Origin of the sequence: Isoalcanivorax indicus (assembly GCF_003259185.1) — a bacterium.
GTDB lineage: Bacteria > Pseudomonadota > Gammaproteobacteria > Pseudomonadales > Alcanivoracaceae > Isoalcanivorax > Isoalcanivorax indicus.
In genome coordinates this window covers 1,717,789-1,734,622 of the sequence record NZ_QGMP01000001.1, presented here as the reverse complement: position 1 = coordinate 1,734,622, position 16,834 = coordinate 1,717,789, and the positions used below count along the sequence as shown (strand labels likewise).

General features: G+C 62.2%; 19 protein-coding genes. 11 read left to right on the top strand and 8 right to left on the bottom strand.

Annotation, left to right across the window (positions count from 1 at the left end; translation table 11 throughout):
* Positions 1 to 133: 133 nt before the first annotated feature.
* A complete protein-coding gene (locus DKW65_RS15880; protein WP_162925770.1) occupies positions 134 to 823 on the bottom strand; it encodes a response regulator transcription factor in 690 nt (229 codons plus the stop codon).
* 81 nt (positions 824 to 904) lie between these two features.
* On the opposite strand from DKW65_RS15880, the gene DKW65_RS07900 reads away from it, so the two are divergent.
* A complete protein-coding gene (locus DKW65_RS07900) occupies positions 905 to 2,989 on the top strand; it encodes a sensor histidine kinase (protein ID WP_111656735.1) in 2,085 nt (694 codons plus the stop codon).
* A 94-nt stretch (positions 2,990 to 3,083) separates the two neighbouring features.
* Positions 3,084 to 5,294: a TonB-dependent receptor gene (locus DKW65_RS07895; RefSeq protein ID WP_162925769.1), complete on the top strand. Its 2,211-nt coding sequence runs from the start codon at positions 3,084 to 3,086 to the stop codon at positions 5,292 to 5,294.
* A gap of 75 nt (positions 5,295 to 5,369) precedes the next feature.
* Here DKW65_RS07895 and DKW65_RS07890 read toward each other — a convergent pair whose 3' ends face one another.
* The 3 genes from DKW65_RS07890 to DKW65_RS07880 all read right to left on the bottom strand — a co-directional run bounded on the left by DKW65_RS07890 (position 5,370) and on the right by DKW65_RS07880 (position 6,964).
* Positions 5,370 to 5,591, bottom strand: a complete 222-nt coding sequence (locus tag DKW65_RS07890; protein ID WP_111656733.1) for a DUF4287 domain-containing protein — start codon at positions 5,589 to 5,591, stop codon at positions 5,370 to 5,372.
* 106 nt (positions 5,592 to 5,697) lie between these two features.
* Positions 5,698 to 6,216 (bottom strand): nuclear transport factor 2 family protein, encoded by a 519-nt coding sequence (locus DKW65_RS07885; protein WP_111656732.1) that lies wholly within the window; start codon positions 6,214 to 6,216, stop codon positions 5,698 to 5,700.
* Between the two features lie 25 nt (positions 6,217 to 6,241).
* On the bottom strand, positions 6,242 to 6,964 hold the full coding sequence (locus DKW65_RS07880) for an SDR family oxidoreductase (protein WP_111656731.1): 723 nt from the start codon (positions 6,962 to 6,964) through the stop codon (positions 6,242 to 6,244).
* A gap of 97 nt (positions 6,965 to 7,061) precedes the next feature.
* Here DKW65_RS07880 and DKW65_RS07875 point away from each other — a divergent pair, with 97 nt between their 5' ends.
* Complete coding sequence (locus DKW65_RS07875) at positions 7,062 to 7,943, top strand: LysR family transcriptional regulator (RefSeq protein WP_111656730.1); 882 nt, start codon at positions 7,062 to 7,064, stop codon at positions 7,941 to 7,943.
* A 14-nt stretch (positions 7,944 to 7,957) separates the two neighbouring features.
* Here DKW65_RS07875 and DKW65_RS07870 read toward each other — a convergent pair whose 3' ends face one another.
* Positions 7,958 to 8,569 (bottom strand): TetR/AcrR family transcriptional regulator, encoded by a 612-nt coding sequence (locus tag DKW65_RS07870; RefSeq protein WP_111656729.1) that lies wholly within the window; start codon positions 8,567 to 8,569, stop codon positions 7,958 to 7,960.
* Between the two features lie 100 nt (positions 8,570 to 8,669).
* Here DKW65_RS07870 and DKW65_RS07865 point away from each other — a divergent pair, with 100 nt between their 5' ends.
* Together DKW65_RS07865 and DKW65_RS07860 are read left to right on the top strand one after the other, a co-directional pair.
* Entirely contained in the window at positions 8,670 to 9,569 is a 900-nt protein-coding gene (locus DKW65_RS07865; protein ID WP_111656728.1) for a fumarylacetoacetate hydrolase family protein, read from the top strand.
* 12 nt (positions 9,570 to 9,581) lie between these two features.
* Complete coding sequence (locus DKW65_RS07860; protein ID WP_111656727.1) at positions 9,582 to 10,673, top strand: MBL fold metallo-hydrolase; 1,092 nt, start codon at positions 9,582 to 9,584, stop codon at positions 10,671 to 10,673.
* 18 nt (positions 10,674 to 10,691) lie between these two features.
* Here the strand turns inward: DKW65_RS07860 and DKW65_RS07855 are convergent, their stop codons facing one another.
* Both DKW65_RS07855 and DKW65_RS07850 read right to left on the bottom strand, forming a co-directional pair.
* On the bottom strand, positions 10,692 to 11,078 hold the full coding sequence (locus DKW65_RS07855; protein ID WP_111656726.1) for a DUF1801 domain-containing protein: 387 nt from the start codon (positions 11,076 to 11,078) through the stop codon (positions 10,692 to 10,694).
* Positions 11,079 to 11,156: 78 nt separating this feature from the next.
* Positions 11,157 to 12,716, bottom strand: coding sequence for an MFS transporter (locus DKW65_RS07850; protein WP_111656725.1), 1,560 nt, complete (start codon positions 12,714 to 12,716; stop codon positions 11,157 to 11,159).
* 130 nt (positions 12,717 to 12,846) lie between these two features.
* Between DKW65_RS07850 and DKW65_RS07845 the strand changes: the two genes are divergently transcribed.
* From DKW65_RS07845 to DKW65_RS07835, 3 genes are all read left to right on the top strand, one after another.
* On the top strand, positions 12,847 to 13,641 hold the full coding sequence (locus DKW65_RS07845) for a helix-turn-helix transcriptional regulator (protein ID WP_111656724.1): 795 nt from the start codon (positions 12,847 to 12,849) through the stop codon (positions 13,639 to 13,641).
* A gap of 151 nt (positions 13,642 to 13,792) precedes the next feature.
* The gene (locus DKW65_RS07840; RefSeq protein ID WP_111656723.1) at positions 13,793 to 14,308 is read left to right on the top strand and encodes a hypothetical protein; all 516 of its coding nucleotides are present in this window, start codon (positions 13,793 to 13,795) and stop codon (positions 14,306 to 14,308) included.
* A 156-nt stretch (positions 14,309 to 14,464) separates the two neighbouring features.
* Positions 14,465 to 14,818, top strand: a complete 354-nt coding sequence (locus DKW65_RS07835; RefSeq protein ID WP_111656722.1) for a DUF1428 domain-containing protein — start codon at positions 14,465 to 14,467, stop codon at positions 14,816 to 14,818.
* Positions 14,819 to 14,880: 62 nt separating this feature from the next.
* On the opposite strand, the gene DKW65_RS07830 is transcribed toward DKW65_RS07835, so the two are convergent.
* Positions 14,881 to 15,630 (bottom strand): Crp/Fnr family transcriptional regulator, encoded by a 750-nt coding sequence (locus tag DKW65_RS07830; RefSeq protein ID WP_111656721.1) that lies wholly within the window; start codon positions 15,628 to 15,630, stop codon positions 14,881 to 14,883.
* Between the two features lie 114 nt (positions 15,631 to 15,744).
* Here DKW65_RS07830 and DKW65_RS07825 point away from each other — a divergent pair, with 114 nt between their 5' ends.
* The 3 genes from DKW65_RS07825 to DKW65_RS07815 all read left to right on the top strand — a co-directional run bounded on the left by DKW65_RS07825 (position 15,745) and on the right by DKW65_RS07815 (position 16,802).
* Complete coding sequence (locus DKW65_RS07825; RefSeq protein WP_111656720.1) at positions 15,745 to 15,960, top strand: DUF3185 family protein; 216 nt, start codon at positions 15,745 to 15,747, stop codon at positions 15,958 to 15,960.
* A gap of 120 nt (positions 15,961 to 16,080) precedes the next feature.
* Complete coding sequence (locus DKW65_RS07820; protein ID WP_111656719.1) at positions 16,081 to 16,251, top strand: CsbD family protein; 171 nt, start codon at positions 16,081 to 16,083, stop codon at positions 16,249 to 16,251.
* A 149-nt stretch (positions 16,252 to 16,400) separates the two neighbouring features.
* Positions 16,401 to 16,802 (top strand): DUF4398 domain-containing protein, encoded by a 402-nt coding sequence (locus tag DKW65_RS07815; protein ID WP_162925768.1) that lies wholly within the window; start codon positions 16,401 to 16,403, stop codon positions 16,800 to 16,802.
* The last annotated feature ends 32 nt before the right edge of the window (positions 16,803 to 16,834 follow it).

The window sequence follows — 16,834 nt, the reverse complement described above, 5'->3', positions numbered from 1 at the left end:
AGCTACGGTACGTTACATGGGGGTAAATCTAGACGCGGGGGAAGACGGGGACACTCACGGATGGTTGCGAAACTCACCGCTAACTCACATTACGACCGGGGGCATTGCGAAGAGCCGCTTCGCCGGTGGAAAATCAGGGACGCAGAATAAAGCCGATACCTCGCACCGCACGCACAGGCAAGCGCTCGCCACAATGCTCCCGTACCTTGCGGCGCAAGCGACTGAACAGCATGTCCAGGCGATGATCCAGATAATAGTCGCTGTTGTGGCCCAGCGCCTGAACGATACTGTCGCGGGAGACCGGCTGCCCGGGGGTGCTAAACAAAAGTTTCAGGACTGTGCCTTCGGAGGGGCTCAACGGCAGGGAGGCGCCATCCGGCGCACGCAGTGTCCAGCCTTCATCGGCCAGAGACCAGCGTGGGGCATCGGGGAGGGCAGGGGCGGTGCTCTTGCCGAGACGGCGATAAACACTGATCAGCGTGGCCACCAGCTCGCGCATGTCGACCGGTTTGACCAGATAGGCATCGGCGCCGGTCATCATGCTGAGAACACGTTCATCCACGGCGCTGCGGGCAGAGCAGATGACAATACCGACGGGCATGGCATCCTTGAGACGACGCATGATGGTATGGCCGTCTTCACCGGGCAGACCCAGATCAAGCAGCAACAGGTCGGTGCTCTGATGCAGCAATGCGGCGTAAAGCTCTCGTGATCCGGGAAAGGCGCGTACCTCGAAGCCTTCCCGCGACAGGGCGCAGACCAGCTCCTCGCGCAGGTCTTCGTCGTCTTCGACCACACAGACACGGATTCCCTTGCCTATCATGTATCCCCTTCTGATGTTGCCTTTCCCGGCCCGACGTTGTCCGTTGGCCAGTATAGCCAGCTTGCCAGGTGCTCGCAGCACATGGCTGCCGGTGGTGAGACCGTGATCATGTTGCGTGGCGGCGCCTTGTGCTGGGGCCTGGCTCTGGTGCTGCTGTCCTGGTGCACGCCTGCGGCCGCCGCGCCCGGCTGTACGGCGGCACAGCTCACGCAAGCGGGCGAATTCGGTGTCGCCACACTGGGTGCCGGGCTGACACGTGTCTCCCCGGAGCTGTCGCCGGGGTCGGTGGAAGAGGTGGCAGCTTTGCCGGAAAGTGCCTTTGTGCCGCTGCCCCGTTCCGGTGTGCATGTGAAAAACCATGAAACCGTGTGGCTGCGGCTGTGCCTGCAACGCAGCGATACGGCGCGTCGCGACTGGGTACTGAAGTTGCTGCCTGCCTATGTCGCGCACGTGGCGCTGCACGATGTGACGAATGAGGGCTTCAGGACGCGGGTGCGCGCGCTGACCGAGGGCCGCAATGACAGTGATATTCCCTATCGTGGCGCGGCCTTCCTGCTGTCTCCCGCCGCCGACAGTGTGACGGTCTATTATCTGGAAATCACCACACCGCGCCTGGCGATAGACCTGCTGCTGTTCGAACATACCGCCATGTCGCGTTTTGTGGCTGCCGAATATGCCGGGTTCGGGCTGTACTTTGGCATGATGCTGCTGGTGGTGGTGATCAACCTGTTTTTCTGGCGCGGTCTGAAAGACCCGCTTTACCTGCGCTACGCTCTCGCGCTGTTGTCCACGGCGCTGTTTTCGCTGGTGGTCGGCGGCTACCTGCTACAGATGGTGCCCGCCTTCGCGGCCTGGTATTACCCGACCTCGCGGACCCTGTTTGCCGCCAGTGCGGTGTTCATGACGTCTTTTGTCCTGCTGGCCTTCAGGACGCGACTTTACTATCCGCGTCTTTACCAGTTCGGGCGCGTGCTGATTGCCGCTTTCATCATACTGGGGGCGGCCGGCGCGGCAGGCCTGCAGCCGGGGTTTGATCCGGTACGCGCCTTCAGGTTGCTCACCGTGGTGGCCATCGTCAGCTTTGCCGGCATGATGCTGCACGCCTTGTTCCGGCATCGCAGCGTGCGGGTCTATGCCATCGCGTTCATGCCGCTGGTGGCGGGTTTGCTGGCGGTGATTGCCAGGGCGTTCGAGCTGCTGGAGACAGTGCCGCTGGTGGATCATCTGCCGAACGTCGGCGCGCTGGTGCATCTGGTGCTGCTCAATCTGGTGCTGGCGCAACGCGCCGGGCGCACGGAACTGAGGCGCCGTCGTGCCCAGGAGGCCGCGCTGCAGGCCGCCCAGGCTGCCGAACGGGCGCTGGAAGCCCGGGTGCGGGAACGCACGCACGATCTTGATGTGGCCAACGATCGCTTGCGTACGGAGGTGGCCGAGCGCACCGACGCTCAGGGGCGTTTGCGGGAGGCGCTGGAAAGCGAACGGCGCGCGCTGCAGAGCCAGCGCCAGTTTGTCGCCATGTTGTCCCACGAGTTGCGCACACCCCTGGCGGTGATCGACTCCGCCGCGCAGGGCCTGGCGGCCGAAGCGACGCCGGTGGACGAGCCGGTGCATCGCCGCGTATCGCGTATTCGCCGGTCGGTGGCCCGGTTGATCGGCGTCATCGAGAACCTGCTGGCGGACGACCGCATTGCATCCCCGTCGCGCCTGCGTCTGAAATATTGTGATCTGCGCCATATTCTGGAAAGTCGCATTGCCCCGAGCGCCGATGAACGCTTGAATATCTCCTTGCCGGACGAGGCCATTCCGGCCCGCGTTGATCCCGATCTTGTCGGGGTGGTGGTGGCCAATCTGGTGGACAATGCACTGAAATACGCGCCCGCTGATACGCCGGTGGCGCTCAGCCTGTCCCGCGAGGGGGATCATGCCGTGATTACCGTGCGCGACCAGGGGCCGGGCGTGCCACCGGCAGATGTGGAAAAGGTATTCGAGAAGTATTACCGCGCTGCCAACGAGCAGACCACCGCGGGGTCCGGGCTGGGCCTGTATGTGTGTCGTGAGATCGTTCGCCATCATGGCGGCGATATTGCGTTGCTGCCGGCGCAAGACGGGTGCGGCACGGTGGCCCGCTTGCGATTGCCACTGCTGGGTGGTGGTCCGCAGGCATAAAAAAAGAAACTGTTCTGGGGGGAATCCAGGGATGTGGTGCAGTCAGGCCGACTTCTTCAGGCGGTGGTCATATACCGTCGCGCTATGGTGCAGTGTGCTGGGCCTGGTGGCCTTGCAGTCTGTCGCCCGGGCGGCGCAGCTACCGGTCATTGATGTGGTCGCGGAGCAAGGCGCTGACGTGCCCCGGTCGATCAGCGACCATCGTATCGATGCCGAACAGCTGGCATTGCGCACCGTGTCGTTGCAGATGACCCAGCCGGATAATCGCAATACCGGCATTTTTCTGCGTGGCCTCGGCACCACCGCGTTCAATGATGGCATGCGCGGCAGTGTTGGCGTCACTGTGGATGAGGTGTATCTGGGGCGCCAGGCCCTGTTTCCTGCGCATCTCTACGATCTGGAATCGGTGGAGATTGTGCGTACGCCGGCACTGGCCGGGCCTGGCCCGGCGACCAGCGTGGGCGCATTGCATCTGCGTCATCGCCCACCTGAGTGGCATACCGGCGCGGCCTTGCAGAGCACGCTGGGCAGTCACGGATTGATGCAGCATCAACTGGTGGCCAACGGCGAAATGCTGCCGGGGCAGTTGGCTGCCCGCGTATCGGCCTATCGTCACCGGCGCGACGGTGTGGTCGACAACCGGTTTGATGGCCGCAAGCTCAACAACGAATATCATGATGGCGCCCGGGTTCAACTGTTGTGGCAGCCGCTGGCGGATATGCGGGCGCGCCTGCTGCTTGAACGCACGCGGCTTGATGAAGCGTGCTGCGCCTATTCTGTCGCGCACTACAGCCAGGCCTCGCAGGCCCGGGCGGCTGCACTGGGACATCCGCTGTTGCCCGCCAACCCTTACTCGCGCCAGGTGGCGCAAGACTCGGACAATCGCCGACTGATGGATCAGGATTCCGCCACCCTGCACCTGGATGCCTGGGTGTCGCCCGCGCTGCGCCTGGTCAGTGTGACCGGCTGGCGCGACTGGCAGATGGATGCCTGGTATGACCTGGACAGCATCGATCTGGCGGTGGCGCCGCGCGGTGGGGCCAGCATGGCGCATCAGCAGTGGAGTCAGGAGTTGCGTCTGGAAGGGGCGCTGGGCGTGTCACTGGATTATCGCCTGGGCGCCTATTATCTGGAGCAATCCCATGACCGGGTGCGAGGCCTGCAATATGGCCCGGATGCGGCGCGCTGGTTTACGGCCGGCATGGGATTGCCGCCGATGGACGATGCGCTGCTGGCGAGTGTGCTCGATGGCGGCACGGTGGTGTCGCCGGGCACGGAATCCGCTCGTCACCGAGCCCTTTATGCGCAGACAGACTGGGCACCCCGGCCCGGCATTGATGTCAGCGCGGTATTGCGCCACAGCCACGATCGTACGCACGGCACCACAGCGCGACGCGTGGGCGGCCTGCAACCGATACCGCCGATCCCCGAGTTTCTGGCCCTGCGTGCGGCGCTGCTGGGGCAGAACAGCGATGCCCGTCACCGGCGCCGCGACGAGAGTCTGGATGGTGGCCTGTATGGCGGTTACACCATGGCGTCGGGCGTGCGTTATCAGGCCGGCGTCAGCACCGGCTTCAAGCCAGGGGGCATCAATGGTGAGACGGTGTCTGGCAGTGTGCCGCCGACCTTCAGGCCGGAGCAAAGCCGCAGTCTGGAAGCCGGCGTGATCGCGCCGCTGCCCGGCCAGGCGCAGGTGAGCATGACGTTGTACCAGATCGAGATTCGTGATTACCAGGCGCTGACCTACAACCCGGATTCGTCGCCACTGATCCCGCAGATGAATAACATCATCAATGTTGAACGGGTGCGTTCCCGCGGGGTGGAAGTGGAGGCGCAGACCCCGTTGCCTGGCAGCCTGAATCTGGCCACCGGGGCGGGCTACAACGACGCGCGTTACCTCGATTTTCCGGAAGCACCGTGCCCGCCGGAATCCGGCGAGCTGTTCTGTGACCTCAGCGGTGAACGCATGGCCAATGCACCGCGCTGGACCGCCTACGCCGACCTGCGCCACGTCTACCTGCTGAGCGACGGCCGCCAGCTGTACAGCGGCCTGCATTACCACTGGCGCAGCGGTTATCACGGCACCACCGAGCGCGGCACCGGCAGTCATGTCGACAGCAGGGGACTGCTGGATGCCCACGTTGGTGTGCGTCATGCGCGCTGGGAGGTCGAATTGTGGGCGCGCAATCTCACGGATGAAGATTACATGACGGCTGTCTTTGCCCTGAATGGCGGCGGCGACTACGGCGCCCTGGCGGGCGCACCGCGCACGGTGGGAATGAGCCTGCTACTGCGCACCCGCTGAAAACCTGCATCATTGCCCGCGCATGACACACCAGAATGTACGCCATACTGCACATGGATCGTTGTTGTGTACGGTTTAATGCTCAGCGCCGCGTTGATGACGGAAATAAGCGACCAACGCATTGGCATGCCCATGGCCAAGCCCGTGATCATTCTTCAGTAGCGCCACCATCTCCATGTGCTTGAGTTCTTTTTGTGCTTCCAGCAGCTCAAGCCAGTGGCTGATGGGGAACCCGTAGCGCTTCTCGATAGACGGGAAGTAGGACGCCGGACCCTGTACCTTTTTCTCTTCTGCCATAACGCTCTCCACAAACGCTCTGCACATCAGGCTGACCGGATTGGTCGCCGTTAGTCGAAAGGCGCGGTGGCAATTCGACATCCTCTCCACAACCGGAAGCCAGGGATCACGGCTGTCTCGCAACATTGTTGTCGACCACGTCCTGATAGGCCACGAGATCCAGGAACGCCTCCGCATCCGTGACAAGACCCTCGTGCATCCTGAAGATCCAGACAAACTGGTTGGTGTAGATGCCACCCGAGGTTGTTGTGGCCGATGCGTCGAAGCGGATAATCACGGCGTCGCCCACCGCCCAGATATCATGAACCTCGGGAATCAGCGGGCTCATCAGGCGGCTGGTCAGCGGCGCAGCAGCTTGCGCAATGAAATGTTCAAGACCGACGTAAGTGCCGGCCATCGGGCCCGAGCCGTGTATTGTCCATCTGACATCAGAGGCCAGAAGTTCGGTAAAGACATTGCTGCCCCGAGCCCAGTTGTCAAAAGCGTGCTGCACGATAGCTTGATTGCGCGCTGCCGCCGATGTCTTCGTGGCGTACGCCGGCATGGCGCTGATCACGCAAGTCAGCGTGATCAGCACGGCATATGCGACGTGATTCGAGCGGCGATTATCCAGGGAAACTGTCATAGGTGCTTCCTCTCATGCCCGCGCTTCACTGCGGGGAGGCTGTGGGTCGGAGGGTAATCTCGGTGGTATCCACGCTATCCGGTGCTTCGATCACCTGACGTACCGCCCGGGCGATATCCTCTGGTTGCAACGCAATGGCACGGTACTGATCCATCACCGCCCTGGTGTCTTCATGCGTAATGGTCGACGCCAGATCGCTTTCCACCACGCCGGGGTTCACGCAGGTCACGCGGATGGCACTGCTTTCCTGTCGCAGCCCATCGGAAATCGCGCGCACCGCAAATTTTGTGGCGCAATAGACGGCGGCAGTGGGCACGACCTGCAACGCGCCAATCGAGCCGATGTTGATGATCTGACCGCTCTCCTGCCGCGTCATGATCGGCAGCACGGCACCGATGCCCCAGAGCACCCCCTTGATGTTCACGTCGACCATGCGCTCCCATTCATCCAGTTTCCCGGCGGCAAGGGGGGACAGAGGCATGACACCGGCATTGTTGACCAAAACGTCGATGCGCCCCCAAAGGTCCAGGGCGGCCTGGGCGAACGCTGCCATGGCGCTGCAATCAGTGACGTCCAGTATCCGAGCCTCTGCCGTGCCGCCGGCTGCACGAATTTCCTTGGCGATGGCGTCAATACGGTCGCCTCGACGCGCCCCGAGTAACACCTTGGCGCCGTGGGCAGCGAGCTCCCGGGCGATGCCTTCACCAATGCCGCCGGACGCGCCGGTTACCAGAACAATTTTGTTCATTGTGCTCTCCTTCTGTGTGGATGAAGGAAAGGTAGACATTTCCCGTTGTAGCCGGTATCCCTTCACTTCTGGACTCGGCGGTTAGCGGTGCTTGACAATGAATATCGATCTGAATTTGCTCTCTTTGTTTCAGGCGGTGGCGGAAGCAGATAGCTTCCGCGCTGCGGCGGACCGACTCGGTGTGACCCGCTCCGCCGTAAGCCAGGGCATGCGGCGCCTGGAAGACAGCATCGGCACTGCGCTGGTCACGCGCACCACGCGCTCGGTCAGGCTGACCGAAGCCGGTGAGAGGTTGTCAGCGGCGCTGGCGCGACCGCTGTCCGACATTACCGGGGTGCTGGAAAGCCTGGCGGCGGAAGATCAGCCGCGCGGCCTGTTGAAGCTCGCCGTGACCTCGATCGCCGAGGAGTTTCTATCCGGTCCCTTGCTCGCGGCTTTTGCCGAGGCCCACCCGGCGATCACCCTTGATGTGACGGTCACCGATGAGGAGTTCGATATCGTTGCGGCCGGTTTCGACGCGGGCGTGCGACTGGGAGAGGTGATTGAACAGGACATGATTGCCGTGCCCGTTACCGGCGCCCAACGAGAAGCCGTTGTGGCCGCACCGGCCTACGTGGCCACGTATGGCGCGCCCACCCATCCCCGCGATCTGATTCACCACCGCTGCATCGGCTGGCGCCGGGCGCCGAGTGTTGCGCCTTACCGGTGGGAGTTTGAAGAAAACAACGTTGCCTTTGACGTTGCCGTGGCACCGCAAATCACCACCAATGACCTGCGCCTGATGCTGCGTTCGGCGCTGTGTGGTGCCGGTATCACTTTTGCGACGCGCGAGACCTTCCGGCCCTACGTGGAACGCGGCGAGCTGGTCTGGTTACTTGAGGACTTCCTGCCGCCATTCCCCGGGTTTTATCTCTATTACCCACAGCGCAAAAACCTGGCGCCAAAGTTACGGGCATTGATCGACCACGTGCGTCACTGAAAGATGACGATCGCTCAGGGCTTGCTGCGGGCCAGGACGCCGAGGGTGAGGGTGGTAAAGGCTTCCCGGGCGTTATCCAGCAACGCCTCGCGGCGCTCGGGTTGCTCCAGGAAATCCAGGCACAGCCAGACGCTATGGCGCACCAGCAGGTCGACGGCCTGACGCAGAAGAACCGGGTCGATCGCGCCAAGTCCGGGAAACCGGCACAGGTCCTCGTGCATGTCCTGGGCAATATCCGCCAGGGTCTGGCGCACGACATCACGCAGCGGCCCCGGTGGGCCGTGCAGTTCACGCAGGGCGACGGTGAAGACGTCCGCATACTGTTGCGCGTGATCGAACAGCCAGCCGACCACGTCGAGGGAAGGCGGCGCGCCGGGTGCCGCGTTCGCCCGTGCCGCACGAATGCCCTGGCGCAGCTGGGTGGCGAAGTCTTCCGCGATGGCCTGCAACATCGCGTCCATATCATCAAAGTGGCGATAGAAGGTGTTGTGGTTCAGCCCGGCTTCCCGCGCGACTTCTCGCAACACCAGTCCGTGCGCGCTGCCGCGACGTGCGGCCAATCGTGCCGCAGCGTTCAGCAGCAGCCGTTTGCCTTCCGGCATAACGATGCCTGACACCTTTGCCATCCCGTTGCTCCGTTTGACAGGGGGTATCCAACTGGATACTTTACGGCATATCGCAGGTATCCAGTTGGATACATGCTAGCGCATCACGGAGGACTTGTGGATGAAAATCAAACGCCTGCGCGACGCAGCCGCCCCGGAAGGCTCACGCCTGGTGGTCATCGATGGTCCGCCTGGCGCACAGCCGCCGGACTGGTTGTTGCCGCTCGCGCCTGCTGTCGCAGGGCTGCAACCTGACGTTACCCGGACCGGGGAAACCGCATTACTGCCGTTTCAGCCGCGCTCGTTTCGCGACGGCATGTTGTTCGAGCGCCACTGGATTCAATCCTCGCGCGGCTATGTGCGCCGCTTCATGCCGTCGGTGTATCCCCTGACGCGGCTGTACGAAACCGTGATGCGCCGGCCCTTCCCGGCCTTCCGGCCACCCGCCCTGTGGCAGCGCCAGCCGATCTATTACTTCGGCAATCATCTGAGCATCGTTGCCGGTGATACCGCCGTCGCCTATCCCGATCACACCCGCGCTTTCGACTATGAGCTGGAGCTCGGCATCGTGCTCGGCAAACCGCTGCACAACGCCTCACCCGAGCAAGCACTGGACGCCATTGGCGGCTTCGTCGTGTTGAATGATTTTTCAGGCCGGGACATTCAGCGCGCAGAAATGCAATCCGGTTTCGGTCCGCAAAAATGCAAACATTTCATGTCGTCAATCTCGCAGCAGCTGGTCACCGCCGACGAAGTGCTGCCGCGCATTGACGCACTGGCGGGCACCGTTCATCTCAACGGCGATCTGGTGACACGCACCTCTACGGCCGGCATGCGTTACTCGCTCGGCGAGCTGCTGTCTTTTCTGTCATGTAACGAGCCCCTGTTCCCCGGCGAGTTGATCGGCACCGGCACACTGCCCGGCGGCTGCGGGATGGAAGCGGGCCGCTTGCTCGAACGCGGCGACACCTTGCGCCTTGCTATCGAAGGCGTCGGCGAGATCACGCATACCATCCTGTAACGGAGAGACGGCATGGGCGCAACATGGCTGACGGGCCCCGGAAGGTTGCTGACACGCTTCGGCGAGCGGCCACTGTTTCGTGAGGGGCTCTATCGCGTCGCGCAAGACAGCTATGCCTGGATGGTGCCCAACGGCGCCTGGGGCGAAACCAATATCGGCTTGCTGGATTGCAAGGGCCAGAGCGTCCTGATTGATACCTGCTGGGACCTGGGGCATACCACCGAAATGCTGGACGCGATGCAGACCGTTACAGCGGATTCGCCCATCAGCCATGTCATCAATACACATGCCGATGGTGACCATTGCTGGGGCAACCAGTTGTTTGCGGAGCAGACCATTATTGCGTCGCAAGCCTGCGTCGATCAGATGCACCACACCAGCCCCCGCGCCATGACCGCGCTCAAGCACGCGGCTTCGGTGTCGCGGCATTTTCCCATGCGCACCGTCTCTGACTTTGGCTGCTACATGGGCGAGATGTTGTCACCCTATGATTTTCGGGGTGTGCGGGTAAAAGCCGCCACGCAAACCTTTGTGCAAGAGACGGCGCTGCGCATCAATGGTGTGGAACTGCTACTGACCCAGGTGGGCCCGGGCCATACCGATGGCGATATCATCGTATTTGTGCCGGAGCGGCGGGTGGCTTACACCGGCGATATCGTATTCGCCGATTCGACGCCTGTTGCCTGGGCCGGGCCGGTGGAGAATCTGGTTCGTGCGCTGCAACGGTTGCTGCAGCTGGATGCAGATGTGCTGGTACCGGGCCACGGGCCGCTGGCCACGCGCAAGATGGTACGCCAACAAATCGACTACTGGGAATTCTTGCAAGCGCAGTTGTACACGGCCTGCCTTCGCGGCGTGCCACCGCAAGACGCGGCCCGTGAGTTACTGCTGTCTTCCCGTTTCCGCAGCACGCCGTTCGCCCGTTGGGGATCACCGGAGCGGGCCATCAGCAGCGCCTTTACCCTGTACCGGCATTGGGGAGCACCGCAAAGTCCTTTACCCGGCAAACTGGGCATCCTGAATGTGCTCAGGCATCAGGCCGGCCTGGCCATGGACATGCCCGAGGCGTCGCCGGCGATCATGCATTGCCGTCACCGGCGATAGTCCGCCATGGGCGGCGGCTTACAAGCGTTCCAGCTGACCCTTGCGGCGCACAATGTTCTTGTAATCCCATTGTATGTCCCGGGCCTTGCCGAGCCAGCGAGCCAAGGCATCGGTGTCCACCTGATCCACATGGGTGTAACGGGCTTCGGCCGCCTTGAAGCGGCCTTCCTTTTTCAGGCCGGGTTCCTCGAACGACTGGCCGCTCCAGAAGAGCAGGCGCACGCAGTGCTTGAGCTTGCTGTAGCCGACCACCGGATTGCCATCCAGAAACCAGACCGGGTGGGCATGCCATACCCGGCTTTCTGCCTCCGGCAGATGGCGATCGATTTCGTGGGCCAGCAGATCGCAGATGGCCCGATCGTCCGGTGTCTGGCGGGCGTTGTAGGCGCGCGCATCGTCATGCATGGGCTTCTCCCTCCAGCGTATGTTTGTCAATGCCGTCAATGAAGTCGCTTGACCGCAACCGAGATCGACAGTCGCGGATCACGCGTGGCTTCCGTCATCCAGCGCCCTGACATGATGTAATGTCAGGGCGGCCAGCAGCGCGAGCAGCAGTATCGCCAGGCCGCTGAGGCCCGCCGTGATGTTCAGCCCGTGCACAAACGCGGCGCGCGCCTCCTCCAGCATCGACGGCGATATCAACGTGCCCGCGTCACGGGCGGCACCCCAGAGGCTGTCCAGAGCCGGGTGGTCCGGCGCCAGCTCCCCTGCGGTGACTTCCGGCAGCGTCGCCATGCGAACCCGATAGAGCAGGGTGGCCAGGCTGCCCAGCAGTGCAACGCCCAGGGCGATGCCCATCTCCTGCACCATCTCGGACATGGCAGAGGCCGAGCCTGCCTGGGCAGGCGGTGCCGCACTGACCACCAGATGCGTGCCCAGCGCGGCGATCGTGCCCAGACCCAGATATACCAGCGAGAAGCCAGCGATGGCCACGGGTACGGCTTCGGCCGATGCGGATAATCGGGCCAGCAGCAGATAGCCAAGGGTGGACAGCGTTAGGGCCGAGGCGACCACGAGCCCGGGCCTGAAACGCCGCGCAAGGAGGGGGGCGCCGATCCCGGCGCAGACCATCATCAGGGCTGGCGGCCCCATCCATAGCCCCGCCGCGAGCGGTGACAGGCCCGCCACCAATTGCAGGTATTGCGTGACCAGCAGCATCACTCCGGCAACCCCCACAAGGCCCACCAGCAAGACCACCAGTGCGGCGCTGAAACGGCGGCTGGCAAACAGGGTCATGTCCAGCAGGGGATGGGCCAGACGTTGTTGTCGCCGTACGAACACCACGGCCAGCATCAGCCCGGCACACAGACTCAGCAGCGCGTTGCCATGCAGGCCAAGCCGCGCCAGTTCCTTGATGCCGTAAATGACCGGCAAAATGGCAGCCAGCGACAGCGCCACGCTGCCGAGATCCAGAGGCGCCTGGCTGCTGGCCCGGTGTTCGGGCAGCAGACGAGGCGCCAGCAGTAGCAGCAGAAGCACCAGCGGCACCGCCACCAGAAATGCGGAGCCCCACCAGAACAGACTCAGCAGCAGGCCACCCACCACCGGCCCGGCAGCCATGCCCAGCGCAAACAGGGTTGCCCAGACACCAATGGCCAGGGCCCGCTGCCGGGGTTGGCTGAACAGGTTGCTGATCAGCGCCAGTGTTGAGGGCATCAGGGTCGCACCGGCGATACCCAGCATCGCCCGCGCGGCGATCAACGCGTTGGCACTGGGCGCAAAGGCCGCCAGCACGGAAGCCAGGCCGAACAACGCCGCACCGATCATCAACAGTTTACGGCGGCCAATGCGGTCGCCCAGTGCGCCCATGGTGATCAGGAAGCCGGCGATCATGAAGCCGTAGATATCCATGATCCACAGGGCCTGGGTGCTGCCGGGTTGCAGATCGGCGGCGAGTGCGGGCAGGGCGAGATAGAGCACGGTGACATCCAGCCCGAGCAGGAAGGTGGGCAGGGCCAGCACCGCCAGCCCCGCCCAGGCCCGGGCATCGGCGGGTGGTGGCGGGGCGTCTTCAAGGGTGAGGTCGGTGGAGCAGGCCTGCATGGTGCCTCCTGGAATGTGGACGGGAGGCGTCAGTCTGTGCTGTGATTTATACAGGTACAATATAGCTGCTTATCCTGGTATTCAGAGTAATACCGTTATCCGTCGCCATACCCTTGCCGGGAGCCGCACCATGCCCGAACGCAGCCTCGAACGACGTCGCGATGCACTGGCCGCTTTCCTGCGCCAACGCCGGGAAACACTGCGGCCGGTGGATGTCGGCTTGCCACCCACCGGCCGCCGCCGCACCCCGGGCTTGCGCCGGGAAGAAGTGGCGACGCTCGCCGGGGTGGGGCTGACCTGGTACACCTGGCTCGAACAGGGCCGTGATATCAATGCCTCCGAAGAGGTCCTTCTCAGGTTATCGAAAGCCCTGAAGCTGGATGACGCGGAATGTTGCCATCTTTTTCTGCTCGCCCAGCGCCGCCCGCCGCCGGTGGAAGCGTACCAGTGGGACCAGGTGTCGCCCCGTGTGCAGCAACTGATGGATGATCTGACGCTCCGTCCTGCCTACGTCACCAACCTGCGCTGGGATGTGATTGCCTGGAATGCTGCGGCCCAGCAACTGCTGGATCTGGAACAGCGCCCCCGGCAGGAACGGAATATCCTGCACATGCTGTTTGCCGACCCGGCGCTGCGTCAGCGGCTGCCGCAGTGGCGAGACGAAGCACCACGTTTGCTGGCGCAGTTCCGCTGCGATATGGCGGCCACGCCGGATGATCCGGCAATGGTGGCCCTGGTCGAGGGGCTGAAAGCCGTATCACCGGACTTCCGCCGCTGGTGGGCGTCATCCGACCCCAGCGGTTATGCGCGGGGCTTCCATGAGGTCGGCGATGCGGCGGGCAGGGTGCATCAGTTCGATCACGAAATGCTGACCGTGGACGAACACCGGCATTTGCGGATGGTGGTGTATTTTATGTCGCCTTGAGCGAGGTGTTTTTGCCGAAACCAGTCAAGCAGCAGCGGCTTGTCATCACCTTCGATGGTGTAGTTCAGAGTGAGTGTGTCGATGCGGACCGTGTGGGATTGCCGCATCTGTGAGGTTAGTATTACGCAGATCATGCCACATAGAGACGACCATGACCCCTTTGCCGCTGCTTGCGCTGGCCCTTCGTTTATTGGGCATCTATGGCGTTTTCAAGGGTATTCAGATGCTGCTGTACTCATTCGCAGCGCTCGAGATGATCACGCTGGACAGCGCGGGGTTTCCTGATCGCTGGCATTTGTATTACGCCGTCCTGTTTGCTGCTTATTTCGTTCTGGTTCTGTCACTCATAGCCTGGCCAGCGGCGCTGGCCCGGGCCCTGATGCCGGATATGCCCCCCTCGTCTCAGGCGAATGCCATGGCCCCTGTTGCCGGGGAATTCCAGGTTGCTGCCTATGCGGTACTCGGCGTTGGCCTGATCGCGCTGGCGCTGCCTTCTCTGGCTTATAACACCGTGTTTCTCTGGCAGGATCAGCGCGGTTTCGCAGGGACTTCCCAGGGACGTATTCGCGCGCAGCTGGTTTATGATGTGCTGCGCATTGCCGTCGGGCTTCTGCTATGTCTGCAAGGCCGGGGCATTGTCAGATGGCTTCAGCGCCTTCGGTATTGATCTGGTGATGAGCCGTGATGTGCTTTTCATGGCGGGATGGTCCTGCTGTCGTCACGGGGTTTTCGACCGGCTGTCGAAACGGCGGCCAGCGAGACGACAGTCTGATACGGCGGCATCGTGCTGCCGTTGTGATAAGGCGACACACAGGAGACAAGCATGTCGTACGTAGACGGATTTGTGGCTGCAGTACCCACTGCAAACAAGGCTGACTTTCAGAAGCATATCAACGAGGCCGGGCCAGTGTTCATGGAGCACGGGGCGACACAATATGTGGAGTGCTGGGGGGATGATGTGCCGGACGGTGAGGTGACGTCCTTCCCCATGGCAGTGAAGTGCCAACCGGACGAAACCGTGATCTTTTCCTGGGTCATATGGCCGTCGAAGGCGGTGCGCGATGCGGGGATGAAGAAGGTAATGGAGGACCCGCGCTTGCAGCCGCACGTCAATCCGATGCCGTTTGACGCCAAGCGTCTGATATTCGGTGGTTTTGTACCCATGATCCAGCTCTGAGGCGGGCCGGGCGGGGGGCGCGGCTGTGCCCTCCTGCCCGAGGCATCGGCGACGACATCATCTCATTTTTCTGTCGGCGCCTTCAGGTGCCGCGGTATCTTGCTGGCATCATCCAGGAGTCGGTCAAATTCATTTTTGACGACGGCATAGCATTCGCAGCAGCGTCGTTCTATCTCGGGGCGATTCAGAACATGAATATGCCCACGATGGTACTGAATGACGCCAGCGTCCTGTAGCTTGCTCGCTGCTTTGGTGACGCTCTCCCGACGCACGCCCAGCATGCCCGCAATCAGCTCCTGAGTCACATCCAGCCTGTCACCCTTGCGGCGATCCAGTGACAGCAACAGCCAACGACAGAGTTGCTGGTCAATGCTGTGATGGCGGTTACAGACGGCCGTCTGGGCCATCTGGGTAATGAGTGTCTGGGTGTAGCGCAACAGCAGATGATGAAACTGGCCATGCAGATCAAATTCTGCCATCAACTGTTTTCTGCCGAGGCGCCAGGCATGCCCCTGACATTGCACGATGGCGCGACTGGGTGTGCTCAATCCCCCCATGAATAATGCAATGCCGACCATGCCTTCATGGCCGATCATGGCAATCTCGGAAGCATGGCCATCTTCCATGACATAAAGCAGGGAGATCACGGCGTCGGTGGGGAAGAACACATCTTTCATGACATCCCCGGATTCATAAAGCGCCGACTCAAGGGGAAGCTCGGCCAGACGCAGGTGGGGATAGAGGCGCTCTCTGGCATCGTGGGAGAGGGCGCCAAGCAACTGATTGTCCTGATATCGGGGCGCCTTGATCATGGAGACTGTCCTGGGTAGCCCGGTTATGTTGGCCAGCGTACAGACGTCGAGGAGGTGGCCGGCTCATGGTAAGGCATGCCCTGGCATGATACTTCATAACACGGATGACCCCTTATGGCCACTCAACACATACTCGGTATTCTTCTCCTGATCGCTGGAGCCGTATTGCTGTACTTCGGTTATCAGGCCTCACAGAGCGTGGGTGAACAGGTATTTGAAACCTTTGCCGGTCGTTTCACCGACAGCACCACCTGGTACTTTGTCGCCGGTTCTGCGGCGGCGCTCGGCGGCTTCATACTGCTTGTCATCAAGCGCGAACCAAACCTGTAAACGCAAGGCCGGGCATCGGTGTGCTGGCGTACAGATCACCGGACGCAAGGCGCATAACCTGAACTGTGCACGAGCGTGTGTCGGCTCGGCTCTCGGGAATCATCATACAAGGAGAATCACATGAACAAGGACCAGGTAAAGGGCAAGCTCAAGCAGGCTGAAGGCAAGGTCAAGGAAAAGACCGGCAAGGCGCTGGATAACAGCGAGATGGAAGGCAAAGGCAAAGCCAAGAATGCCGAAGGAAAAGTGCAAAGTACTTACGGCAATGCCAAGAACGACATCAAGAAGTAAGCGTCAAGAAGACAGGGGCGCGCCGAGGCTGTGTTTTACAGATCCTGCGTGCCCCGTCCCTGCCTGTTCAATCCGCATTAGTACGTTGGCGTACCGAGAGGTCAGCCCGCATGGCGTATGCCGGGGTGTACTTCCGATGGAGAATGATGATGCATAAATCACGACAAGCCGCCTTTCTGAGACGCCTGCCTGCTACCGTGGGTATGGCCGTTATCGCGTTGATGCTCGCTGCATGTGCCTCGACCCCTGTGGCGCCGACCTCGTCGCTGGAGGCGGCCAGGAATGCGATCGCCAGCGCCGAACAGTCCGATGCCCGGCAGTATGCCGGTGGCGAACTGGATGAAGCCAGCCGGAAGCTGGCGCAGGCTGAACGTGCAGTGGCTGCTGAACGGATGAACGAAGCTGAACATCTCGCGCATCAGTCTCGCATTGCCGCCGAGCTGGCGATGGCCAGGACGGCCGCCGCCAAGGCGGCCGAGGTCAACCGTCAGATGGGCCGCGATGCCGATGCTCTGAATGAAGAAATGAAGCGTATGGGAGAGCAACGATGAACAGAGTGATGAAACAGATGAATCCCGCAAGG